An 11,855-nucleotide genomic window follows, 5' to 3' on the forward strand; every position below is an offset into this window, starting at 1 on the left:
CGGTGCGGCCCTCTACCTGTCCAAGTCGCAGGGCCGCAAACGGGTTACTATCGCGTAGTGTTATAGCTTCGCGGCTATTTCCGCTCCCTGACGGATCGCCCGCTTGGCGTCGAGCTCGGCGGCGACATCGGCTCCCCCGATAATGTGATAGCCGTGCTTGTGCTGCGCCTGTTGATCGTACAGCGTCCGGACGGACTCTTGGCCTGCGCAGATGATGACGTTATCGACTTCCAGCAAACGACTCTCGCCGCCGACATTGATGCGCAGACCGTCGTCGTCGATACGTTCGTACAGGCAGCCGGGGATCATCTCGACGTTTTTCATTTTTAACGTCGCTCGGTGGACCCAGCCCGATGTCTTGTTGAGCCCTTTACCAAGGGGAGTGGTTTTGCGTTGTACCAGATAAACCTGGCGTGCCGGTGCCTCCGGTGCCGGTTCGGTAAGGCCCCCAGGCGCTTGATTAGCGAGGTCGACGCCCCATTCCTGCAGCCATTGTGCGAGCGGTTGCGGTGCCCGTTCCGCCGGTGGTTCTCCGTGCACTAAATACTCCGCAACGTCGAAACCGATACCGCCGGCGCCGATAACGGCAACCCTGGCCCCCGCTTGAGCGCGTCCGAGTAATAAGTCCGGATAGCTGATGACCATCGGATGCTCAATGCCTGGAATGGCCGGAGTCCGGGGCGCAACGCCGGTGGCGATGATCACCTCGTCGAAATCGTCCAGATCCTGAGCAGTTGCTCGGTAGTTAAGGCGTAGCGTTACTCCGGTGACATCCAGCCGACGGCGGAAATAGCGCAAGGTTTCAAAGAAATCTTCCTTGCCGGGAATGCGTGCGGCCATATTGAACTGGCCGCCAATGCGTTCGGATGCTTCGAACAACGTCACCCGATGACCGCGACCGGCAGCCACCGTTGCTGCTGACAGGCCCGCCGGTCCGGCACCGACCACGGCAACCTTTTTCGGTTTATCCGTCTTTAGGTAAACGAGTTCCGTCTCATGACAAGCCTGCGGATTAACCAGGCAGGAGGCGCGCTTCATCTCGAAGGTATGATCGAGACAGGCTTGGTTGCAGGCGATGCAGGTGTTGATTTCGTCGCTGCGGCCTTCGGCAGCTTTCTTGACGAACTCGGGGTCGGCCAGCATGGGGCGAGCCATCGACACAAGGTCCGCTTTCCCGCTAGCGAGAATATCCTCGGCAACTTCCGGCGTGTTGATACGGTTGGAGGCGATTACAGGAATGGAAACCGCGCGTTTGACCTGCGCGGTCGCATCGACAAAAGCCGCCCGTGGAACCGACGTGACGATAGTCGGGACGCGCGCCTCGTGCCAGCCGATGCCGGTATTGAGGAGGTTGACGCCGGCCCGTTCCAAGGCTTGCGCTAGGGCGACGATCTCTTCCTGGGTTGCGCCGTCAGGGACCAGATCGATCATCGATAAACGGTAGACGATGAGGAAGTTCTCGCCACAGGCTTCCCGCATTGCTTGCACGATCTCGACCGGAAAGCGGCGCCGGTTCTCGGGGCTGCCGCCGTATTGATCTTTACGTTTGTTGGTTCGTGGCGCGGTAAATTGATTAATCAGGTAGCCTTCGCTACCCATGATTTCAACGCCATCGTAGCCGGCCTTTTGCGCAAAGCGCGCCGCGCGGGCGAAATCCCGAACGGTTTTCTCCACCTCTCGGGTCGTCATCGCCTTAGGTTTGAAAGGATTGATGGGCGCTTTGATGGCGGATGCCGAGCGCGAGAAAGGGTGATAAGCATAGCGTCCGGCATGTAACAGCTGTAGGCAGATTTTCCCTCCCGCTTTATGGACCTCGCGGGTGATAACGCGATGACTCAACGCATCTTTATGGTGGCGCATGGTTCCCGAAAACGGATACAGCCAACCCCTAACGTTAGGATTGAAGCCGCCGGTAATGATCAGGCCGACACCGCCGCGAGCGCGTTCGGCGAAGTAAGCCGCAAGTTTCTTTCGATGCCAGAGGCGATCTTCCAATCCCGTATGCATGGAACCCATGACGACTCGATTATTAAGCCGGGTAAAGCCCAAATCGAGCGGGGCCAAAAGGTGAGGGTAAGTTGGGGCGGCGGGTTCGGCCATGGACGAATTCTCCTATCTGCACAGCAGCTTTTTATCTAGACAGTGTCAAGATAGAGCGGTATCTTGACGGCGTCAATATTAGGAGGTCGATCTTGATGACCGGTCAACGTTATCACCATGGTAATTTGCGCCCGACCTTGCTTAGCGAGACGCGCCATCTATTGGCTGCCGAAGGTGTCGAAGGACTGTCGCTGCGACGACTGGCACAGCAAGTAGGTGTCTCGCGTAGCGCGCTTTATCACCACTTCCGCGACAAGCACGACCTCCTATGTGCCGTGGCGAGCGAAGGTTTCTTAGAGCTGGAAAAATTGGTGGATGGAGCCTGTTTGGCTCCCGGGCCTGAGTTAGAGGCAGGATTGCGTCGATTCGTCAGGGCTTATCTAGCCTTTGCTACCGACGATCCGGAGCGGTATGAACTGATGTTCGGTCGTACGCTATGGAAACAAGGGCAGCCGAACGAAGCGCTGCGGACAGTGGCTTATCGAAGCTTTCGCCGTTATGTAGCGCGTATTGAAGAGTTGCTACAACGCGCGGGGGTGTCTGCTGAGCGTCCCCTGCGCGTTGCGCAAGCAAGTTGGGCAACCTTACACGGCGTGTGTCGGTTACTGCTCGACGGAATTTACCTGGACCGGGCCGATATGGAGGAGGTCAGCGAAGAGGCGATCAGAGTGATTCTGATTGCCTTGCAACGGTGACCTCCATGGCTTGCAGGTCAAGCGGCAAGGGAAATAACCACGCCCTGTAGTTCCTTCTGCGCTTGCGTCATAGCGGCCGTGTGAGCCTCCTCGCCCATTGCTAGGCCCTCGGCGCGAATGAATGTTACATCGTCGATACCGATAAAACCGAAGGCGGCTCGTAAATACGCTTCCTGAAAGTCGAGTTCGGCAGCCGCGCCTACCGAATAGATGCCGCCGCGTGTCGAAGCGATCAGTACACGTTTGTCGCCAGCCAAACCCTGCGGGCCGGTTTCCGTATAACGGAATGTTTTTCCAGCTTGCATAATGCGGTCGAACCACGCTTTCAGCACGCTGGGTATGCCTAAGTTGTACATCGGTGCGCCGATGACGAGTAGGTCGGCTTGCAAAAACTCCTGCAATAGCTGCTCGGTGAAAGCCGCTTCTTTAGTGTGTTCCCCGGAAGCGGCATCGGCTGTACCGAGGTAGGCGATTTCCAGATGAGCGGGCGGTTCGGCGGCTAAATCGCGATAGGTAACGTCCAGAGACGGGTCGGTCTTGCGCAAATGAGCAATAATATCGGCCGAAAGGCGGCGAGAAGCGGATTGCTCGCCCAATATGCTGGAATCGATATGTAACGCTTTCATGGTTGGTTCCTACCGGGTTGGGTTGGTTAAGACAACTGAGCAACAGTTGAAAGCGTATATTTGTATTGGGTATTTAACTAGTTGGCTAAGGCTGGATTTATTGTTCCGAAAATGGAACGATTAAGGCATGCAAAACCTCAATGACATGTACTACTTTGCCCAAGTGGCCGAGCATGGCAGTTTCACCGCGGCGGCTTATGCGGTAGGGATGCCGAAGTCGACGCTGAGTCGGCGAATCAGTCGCTTGGAGGAGGGGTTGGGAGTGCGTTTGCTGCATCGCACGACGCGCCGTTTGACCCTAACCGATATCGGGCGAGAATATCTGCGGCATTGCCAGGAGGTGCTAGCGGCTGCGGAGGCGGCGAGTGAAGCCGTACAGCGTATTCAGGGCGAACCCAGTGGCTTGGTGCGGGTTACCGCGCCCTTATCGGTGTCGCAAACCTTGCTGGCCAGGGCCGTACCGGAGTTCCTCGCTCGTTATCCGAAGGTACGGATCGATCTGGAGGCCAGCAGTCGGCGGGTGGATTTGATTGCCGATGGTGTCGACGTTGCTATCAGGGTCCGCTCAAGTCTTGAAGATTCTTCCTTAGTAATGCGCCGTTTCGGAATCAGCCGGCTTATTTTGGTCGCTAGTCCCGAGCTATTGGTGCGTTACGGAGAGCCCCGTCATCCGGTTGACCTGTCCATGTTTCCCAGTCTGTCGTTACGTTTTACCGAAGGGCGGCATATTTGGGAGCTACAGGGGCGGGATGGCGAGTCGCTGACGATTTCTCACCAGCCGCGATTGACCACCGACGATATGTGGGTGCTACGGGATGCCGCTGCGGAAGGGGTGGGGATTACGGCGTTGCCTGGTTTCGTCTGTCACGAATACCTTGCGGGTAAGCGATTGGCGAATGTGTTACCGGATTGGAGCCTCCCGACCGGGCAACTGCATGCTGTCTACCCTTATCGGCGGGGGCTGGTGCCGGCCGTTAGACACTTTATCGATTTCCTCGCCGCTCGGCTGCCTGTGTTGGCCGAAGAGATGGGCGTTAGCTCGCGGATACCTTCATAGGATGCCGAGAAAAACCAACGCGCTGCCGCTCATTGCTTGCCGTTTCGGCCCTGCTTTCTCCGCCACAGGGCGTGTGCAGCGAGTGCGAAAAAGATAGTGTAGACCGTGTACAAAAATACGTTCGGAAACCGGCTGAAAAGGCTGCCGCCAGCGTCGGGAGCGTAAGGGAGCGCGACAACAAAGGTATCGTCGATAAACGCTGCCGACTGATGGCTAATGCGACCGTTGGGTAGCACAACGGCAGAGGGTCCGTTGTTGATCGCATGAACCATCGGTACGCGGTTTTCCACCGCCCGAAGTACGGAAGAGTAAAGGTGCATAAACGGCTGGTTGGTTTCGCCGAACCAGCCGTCCAGTGAGTGGAAAACGAGGATTTTACCGGCCGCATCGGCGCCGATACCTTCGGCAACAAAGCGCGGATAGGCCGTTTCGTAACAGATTCTCGATACTACGCGCATACCCGCGGCATCGAAGGTGGCGTGGTCGGTGCCGGGAGTAATTTCGCGTAGGAAATCGCCGAAATAGTTTTCGGCCCAGCGGCGAATGAACGGAATCTCACTGACCACGGGTGTGTACTCGCCGAACGGAACCCGTTTTATCTTACGATAAGTGCCTTCCAAATGGCCGTCTGGCCCAAGGTGTACCACCGTGTTATAGCTTTTTCTCCTGCCTTGGGCATCTCGCTCCCATTCCAGATCGTGAAACAACAAGGATATTCCCATGTCGGCAACCAGCGCTTCGTAGTTCGCGCGGACATTACGCTGGGCGAAATAACCCTTGTAGCGGGATTCCGGCCATACAACCAACTCGGCGCCTTGTGCCGCTAGCGCTTCGGTGGCTGCCATCTCCGGTGGGTATGCGCGGCTATAACCCGGCGCGGGGTTAGGAATGTCAAGGCTGACGCGGTCGTTAGGCTGTACAATGCCCACTTGCCGGGCTTCCCAACCGGCGATTTTGTTATCCCAAGCCTGCACATGATAAAGCCCGTACCCGAACCAGAGGCCGAGCAAGGCAACGCCGGTAATGTTCCAGGCTTTCTCATGAGCTCCGCTGGGACCCACCAACGCCACAAAAAGTAGGGCGCTCGTCATGGCAAGGAAAAAGTCGAGGCCGTAGACGCCCGTCAATTCGACGGCTTGCAAAGCTATCAGGAAATGGCTTTGCGCTTCTCCTAGCCGCGAGTGAAACAGCATGGGGTAGAGGTTGAACACCGCGACGAAGACGAGCGGAAAAAGAACAACTAACGGTAGTCGCGAATGTCGTTGTAGCCAGCACAATGCCAAGGCGACCAAGGCAAAACTGTTGCCGGCATACAGCCAATAAAGCGATGCGGTAAGATAATTTCGAGGGGCTTCGTACGCTTTAAAGATGGTCAAAAACTCGGCCATCCAAGAGGTGGCACCGAGCCAAGCCACAGCGCCGGCAACCAAACCGAGTAACCAACTTTCGCCAAGTCCGCGATTTCGAATCGCTAACAACAGCGGCACGAAAGCGATCCAGCCGGTGACGAATAATCGCGGCTCGGCGTACGGGAGAAAGATTAGGCAGCCGCTTAATATAGCTAACCCATACCGCGCTGTCGTAACCTCGGAAAGCGTTTGGAGCCGGTTGCGTACGTGTTCGTAACGCGACAGCTCCAAAGGCGAATGGGGAGCGGTTGACGATATTTTCACGGCTGTTGTCAGTGCTTTCTTATGTGCTTAATCAAAATTTCTACGGTCGACCGCCCAGGTAGTTTCCTGGCACAGGCCGCAGTTATTGCCTTTGAATACATGGCGCGCCATCTGGTCATCCATTAAATAATAGCGCAGCCACGCGGTTAGCGGGCCACGAAAACCCGCTGCATCGCCTGTCGGCTCGAAGTGGCCGGCACCGCGCAAGGTTGCCCAGAAAACCGGCACATTAGCGCTGTCGTATAGCGGGCGTTGATTCTTTGTCGGACTGGCGATGATGTCGCTGCTGCCGGAGAAAAGCAGCATGGGGCCGTTCTGCGCGGTTTGCGCATTCTCAATATGGCTGAGCCCTCGGATATAGGGTTGAATCGATATTGTCGTTAGGACTCGTTCGTCGGTACCTGCCATGATGGCACCGCCTCCGCCTTGCGAATGCCCAACCGTGGCGATACGTTCGATATCTAACAAGTAGGTATAACTCCCCCAGTCGGCTTCGTTCTGACGAGCGAGATAATCAAGGCAAGCGATCATTTCCTGGCCGGTGCCGGCGTTGGAGGTTTGGGCGGCAGCGACCACAAACCCGTGACTGGCTAAATGATCGAGCAACCCTTCGTAGGTGGATGGGCTCGCGCCGGTTCCGTTGCCCCATAGGATGACCGGGTGTCGTAAGCCTTGTTTGCCCAAAGTCTCCGGTCGATAGATTTCGCAGTCTGGGCCTTCGCTGACCAGCGTGGTCGCAAACGGGCCGACTGCGGCAAAGTCATTACTTTTGGGAAAACCCGTGCTTGTTGTCCCCGACGTTTCGTTGCCCGGGTTCATTGCTTGGGCGGCACCGCCGGTAACCGCCCATGCCAAGGCAAGCAGCCATGCCCTAAGGTTTGTCTTCCTGACCATTCTAGGTTCTCTCCTCTATGCCATCTTTGCGCGTATGACGCGATGTCATTCGCTCGTTACCGCAACAAGGCGGCATCCAACCGTATTACCGGTCGGCGTGGCGGGTTTACCTATAGGGCTGCTGTCAATCGGTATATAATTGTTTTCGTAATTCAAGAATCTAAGAACAACCTATCCTTACCCAAGGATGGGTAGTATGATTCAGTATTTATGTCAAGTTTTTGGCGTTTTTCGTTCACATACACATCGTTCAGCGCTCTTTTAAACAAGCTTCTTTCTTGTAAATTGGGGCGCCGTTAGGTTGTTGCCAAGTGCTTGTCTGGAAGCGGCTTTTATGCAATGGACTAAGTGCCGAACGGGAGAAGAATCGCATGGCTTCGCAACAAACTCGCCTTGCTCGCGCTTTGGCCGAATCGGATAACGAGCGGGCAACGCCCCTGGATGCTTTCCGCTTAGCACGTTCGCGTTGGCTAAAAGGTGAGAAGCTTAATCTGGTTGAATTGGCCAAAGATCTGGACATCGGCCGAGCCACCTTGTTTCGCTGGGTGGGGAGTAAGGATTTACTGGTTCAGGAGATTCTCTGGTCGCTTTACGAGCCGATTTTTCGTAAGGCTATTGCGGAGAGTACGCAGCAAGGGGCGGAGCATGTGGTTGAAGTTCATCAGCGAGCAATGATGGAGGTGCTCGCTGCCGAGCCGATGCAGCGTTTCCTGCGGCGCGATCCGGAATATGCCCTGAAATTGCTTGGTAGCTCTTCCAGCGTCTTGCATAAACGAGTGGTTGAGATTACACGCGAGCACCTGGAATCGCAGGTGGTTAAGGGCGAGCTTTCTTTGCCGTTGCCAACGGAGCGCTTCGCGGAGATTTTAACCCGCATTAATAAATCCCTTATGTTTGACGAAGCTACTGGAAGCTACCGACAAGCCATCGGCGAGGCACGCACCATCATGCGTTTGTTGCTCATGGGTAATGCGTAGCATTATAAGACCAGAGCGCCACCCCCTTGCGCCTCCGGTCGCGCCCATTGAAAGCGTGCTTTGACGTAACCAATAAGTGTCAGAATAGCTGATCACCTGACCGTTCGAGTAGCGGAGTACTCTCGTTCTACTGTCCGGCGGCGTCGAACATGCGACCTCCCTCAGGGTTTCCCAGGCTTGTCTTTGCACTAGCGACATGCTGCGCGTTGACGGCATTCGTGGCAGCGGCTCTCTTTGCCTGGGCCGATTACCGCACCCGTGTTTTAGCGACGGAGAGCTGGTTTGAACGGTTTCAGGCTCAAGCCGCCGTTGCGGCGGAGCAGCTCGACGAGGACTTAGTCCGCTTGTCGGCCATCGCTGATGACCTGGCTTTAGATTTATCGCTTGGGGAAGTGCCCCTGGATCAGCTTGAAGCCCGTTTAGCCGAGGTGGTGGAGCAAAATCCTTATCTGTTCGGGGTGGTGGTCGCCTTCAGTCCCGAGGCAGAGCCGCTGTCGGGGCAATTATATGCGCCGTACTGGGTGAAGCGAGACGATCGGCATCGGCTGATACAGATAGAAGACTTTTACGACTACACCGATGCTGACTGGTTCCGAGCAGGAATACGTTCCGCGGGATGGATTAATCCGTTCTTTGGCGAAGCTAGTCAAACCATGGTGTCGGGCTATTGCGCGCCGTTTCAACTGCCGGGCAGCGCGCCGGCGGTAGATGGAGTGCATGATGGAACCGTATGCGTGGATTACTCGTTAGAGGATGTGCGGGAATTAGTCACGGCGCTGGATCTTGGCCCTACGGGGTATGCGTTCGTCATCTCCTCGGACGGACAGTTTGTATCGCATCCGCAGCGTTCCTACGTCCGCCAGGGTCTGACTCTGCAAGCGTTGGCTACGCAATTGCGCGATCCGCAATTGCGTAGGCTAGCCGAACGGGCGACGGATCTGCGCAGTGGCGCCATTGCTTATAGCAACGAACTGACTGGGCAGGATGCCTGGATTTTCTTCAGCCCTATTCCTGTCCCCCAATGGTCGCTTGCCGTAGTGGCGGTCTACGACGAGGTGCCGCTCAATCTCACTCATCACAAACGATCGCAGATTGTCGTGACTATTGGCTTGGTGCTTGGGCTATGTGCAGTGTTGGTGGCGCTGGCCAGCTACCGGCTATATTCGCAACGTGTACTCTGGGGGAGTAGTGTCGGGATCGCGTTGGTGTTTCTGATCGGTATTGTGCGAATTTGGTCGGTGGAGTTTGTCGAGGTCGGACGAGACCCTCCGGATTCTGTCATGCTGGTGGACAGTACGGCGATGGAAAACTACTTAGCGGATTACCGGCGGCAGTTGGAGGAGCATTCCATCGGAGAGCCGCTCCTGGTGCCGACCGGCGTTTACATTGAAGCTATCCGTTTCGAAACTCCGCACGATTTCGTTGTGAGCGGAATTATCTGGCAACGTTATGAAAGCCCCGAACACGATGACTTAGAGCGGGCGTTGTTTTTTCCTGACGCGGTGCCGGATAAAGATGTGCTACGGCCCTTATTTCGTTTCCGCGACGGTAATGACGAGGTGATTGGCTGGTTTTTTAAGACCACTTTGCACCAGCCGACGGATTACACGCGATTTCCTATCGATGTACGGAACCTGCAACTGCGCGTGTGGCATCCGGATATGGAGCGTGGCGTCGTGCTTGTGCCCGCGCTGGGTGATTACAGCTTATTGCACCCCACTGCCTTGCCTGGGCTCGAAGCGGGATTTGCTCTGCCCGGTTGGCAAGTATTCCGTAGCTTTTTTGCCTATCGGTTTTTCGATTATCGGGTGAGCTTTGGGATTTCCGAGATCGCTAAGGACGGCGATTTTCCAGAGCTGACGTATAACATCGTAGTGCGACGAAATCTAACCGATGCCTTTATTTCTAATCAAGTGCCGTTATTCGTTGCCGCCATCATGCTGTTTGCCATGCTGATGATCGATACCCGGCGTCAGGAGCAGGCTTCGTTATATGGGTTTACGACATCGCGTGTGTTGGGTACGGCTGCTGCCATCTTCTTTATTATTCTCTTAGCTCACATCGATATACGGCGCCGTTATGTGGCGGAACAGATTATGTATATCGAGTATTTCTACTTCATCACCTATTTTGCAATCGTAGCCATTGCTATTAACGCCTTCATGCTCGCCGGGCCGCACTACAGCCGTTTTTTCCACTATAAGGACAACTTAATCCCGAAGCTTCTGTACTGGCCTTTACTGCATGGCGGTTTCTTCTTCGTCACGGTGCTTATCTTTTACCGTTAGAGACACCCGGCATAATTGCCTTGGTCTTTGCGCGAGCCGGGAAGAGAAGGGCGCAATAATTGCTCAATGCTGCGCTAACGCGATGAAACGGGCCATCCGCCGCTCTAGCCAGCGTAGCCCGCCGGCTTTCGCAGGCGCGACAAAGCCGACATGGCCACCGCGGGGAGAGAGTTCTAACGCCACGGCGGAACGGAGTTTGGCCGGTTCGGGAATGCTGGTGGCTGGAATAAAGGGGTCGTCTTCTGCGTGCACAATCAGCGTTGGCCGTTCGATGCCGCTAAGGCGCTGACCGCAGCTGGCTTGGCGGTAGTAAGCGGCAGCCGTCCCGAATCCATGCAACGGCGCCGTTAGAAGATCATCGAATTGGTAGAGTGTACGAATTTGGCGCAAAAGGCGGAGATCGGTCGGTGGTGCGGGGTGTGTGCCGAACTTCCGCCGCACCATGCGCTTTAGATTACGTAGCAGATCCCATTGATAAATCCGCGCAAAGCCTTTGTCGATATGCTCGGCGCAGGCGTGGAGATCAAACGGCGGGGAGGCGACCGCGGCCACTTGAATCGGCGCCTGAGCCCCCATGTCTCCCAACCAATTCAGCACGATATTCGCACCCAGCGAATAGCCGGCGAGCGCCAGTGGGCGTTCCGGAAACCAGCGACGTATGGCACGTACCGTTTGGTCGAGATCGTCGACATCGGCGGCGTGGTAAAATCGATCCAGCCGATTACGCCAGCCGCCTGCCCCTCGATATTGCATCACGACGCTGCCAAGCCCGTGCTCATCGTATAGCGTTCGCATCAGCCCCAGAACATAGCTTGACGACGCCTGCCCCCCAAGGCCGTGCAGAATAATCACCAATGGGCCGTTTGTCATTGGCCCCCACACTAAACGAAGTACATCGCCGTCAGGTAATTCGAGCGGTTGTTCGCGCAATGCGAGCCGAGGCCGGCGGCGCAACAATGCTGGATAAATCGTTTGCGCATGCGGATTGGTTAGCCAGGGGTGGGGTATAAAAGTATGCTCGCTCATCGCTCTGCGGGGAGTGGTTGCTACCACTGGCGAGCATAACGAATTTAGCGGCAGAATGCGCTGGCGGAAGTCTGGAATTCACTTAAAGCTTGCTAAGCCGAAAGGGGGAAGGCGTAGCCTTCCCCCGGAAGATTACAGGCTTACCCGATTATCGATCAGCTGATCGACGACTGTCGGATCGGCCAGGGTGCTGGTATCGCCTAGGCTGTCTAGCTCGTTGCAGGCGATCTTGCGCAGAATCCGGCGCATGATCTTGCCCGAGCGGGTTTTCGGCAGCCCCGGCGCCCACTGAATGGCATCGGGTTTGGCGATCGGGCCGATTTCCTTACGCACTAGGGCTTCCAGTTCTTTACGTAAGTCCTCGCTCGGTTCCGTGCCGTTCATTAAGGTGACATACGCATAGATGCCCTGGCCTTTGATATCGTGCGGGAAGCCGACCACGGCCGCTTCGGCGACTTTCTCGTGCAGCACCAAAGCGCTTTCCACCTCGGCGGTGCCCATGCGGTGGCCGGAGACGTT

10 protein-coding genes are annotated in these 11,855 nt (G+C 56.1%); 4 read left to right on the forward strand and 6 right to left on the reverse strand.

Going from position 1 to position 11,855, the window contains the following annotated elements:
* Positions 1 to 60: 60 nt before the first annotated feature.
* A complete protein-coding gene (locus tag CAI21_RS06060) occupies positions 61 to 2,100 on the reverse strand; it encodes an NADPH-dependent 2,4-dienoyl-CoA reductase (RefSeq protein ID WP_116301457.1) in 2,040 nt (679 codons plus the stop codon).
* Between the two features lie 95 nt (positions 2,101 to 2,195).
* On the opposite strand from CAI21_RS06060, the gene CAI21_RS06065 reads away from it, so the two are divergent.
* Positions 2,196 to 2,795 (forward strand): TetR/AcrR family transcriptional regulator, encoded by a 600-nt coding sequence (locus tag CAI21_RS06065; protein WP_116301458.1) that lies wholly within the window; start codon positions 2,196 to 2,198, stop codon positions 2,793 to 2,795.
* Between the two features lie 17 nt (positions 2,796 to 2,812).
* Here CAI21_RS06065 and CAI21_RS06070 read toward each other — a convergent pair whose 3' ends face one another.
* A complete protein-coding gene (locus CAI21_RS06070) occupies positions 2,813 to 3,421 on the reverse strand; it encodes an FMN-dependent NADH-azoreductase (RefSeq protein WP_116301459.1) in 609 nt (202 codons plus the stop codon).
* 127 nt (positions 3,422 to 3,548) lie between these two features.
* On the opposite strand from CAI21_RS06070, the gene CAI21_RS06075 reads away from it, so the two are divergent.
* Entirely contained in the window at positions 3,549 to 4,478 is a 930-nt protein-coding gene (locus CAI21_RS06075; RefSeq protein WP_116301460.1) for a LysR family transcriptional regulator, read from the forward strand.
* Between the two features lie 29 nt (positions 4,479 to 4,507).
* Here CAI21_RS06075 and lnt read toward each other — a convergent pair whose 3' ends face one another.
* Both lnt and CAI21_RS06085 read right to left on the reverse strand, forming a co-directional pair.
* Positions 4,508 to 6,151: an apolipoprotein N-acyltransferase gene (gene lnt / locus CAI21_RS06080; protein WP_147305040.1), complete on the reverse strand. Its 1,644-nt coding sequence runs from the start codon at positions 6,149 to 6,151 to the stop codon at positions 4,508 to 4,510.
* Between the two features lie 27 nt (positions 6,152 to 6,178).
* A complete protein-coding gene (locus CAI21_RS06085) occupies positions 6,179 to 7,045 on the reverse strand; it encodes an alpha/beta hydrolase family protein (protein WP_220347777.1) in 867 nt (288 codons plus the stop codon).
* A 371-nt stretch (positions 7,046 to 7,416) separates the two neighbouring features.
* Between CAI21_RS06085 and CAI21_RS06090 the strand changes: the two genes are divergently transcribed.
* Both CAI21_RS06090 and CAI21_RS06095 read left to right on the forward strand, forming a co-directional pair.
* Entirely contained in the window at positions 7,417 to 8,022 is a 606-nt protein-coding gene (locus CAI21_RS06090; protein WP_116301462.1) for a QsdR family transcriptional regulator, read from the forward strand.
* Positions 8,023 to 8,240: 218 nt separating this feature from the next.
* Complete coding sequence (locus CAI21_RS06095) at positions 8,241 to 10,310, forward strand: PDC sensor domain-containing protein (RefSeq protein WP_181919285.1); 2,070 nt, start codon at positions 8,241 to 8,243, stop codon at positions 10,308 to 10,310.
* Between the two features lie 63 nt (positions 10,311 to 10,373).
* Here the strand turns inward: CAI21_RS06095 and CAI21_RS06100 are convergent, their stop codons facing one another.
* Positions 10,374 to 11,336 carry a hydrolase gene (locus CAI21_RS06100; RefSeq protein ID WP_116301464.1) on the reverse strand — a complete coding sequence of 321 codons (963 nt, stop codon included), beginning with the start codon at positions 11,334 to 11,336 and terminating at the stop codon, positions 10,374 to 10,376.
* A gap of 132 nt (positions 11,337 to 11,468) precedes the next feature.
* Positions 11,469 to 11,855 (reverse strand): AMP-binding enzyme (locus CAI21_RS06105; RefSeq protein ID WP_404840854.1); only part of this gene is annotated, 387 nt, incomplete at its 5' end.

Source organism: Alkalilimnicola ehrlichii (assembly GCF_003399765.1).
GTDB lineage: Bacteria > Pseudomonadota > Gammaproteobacteria > Nitrococcales > AK92 > AK92.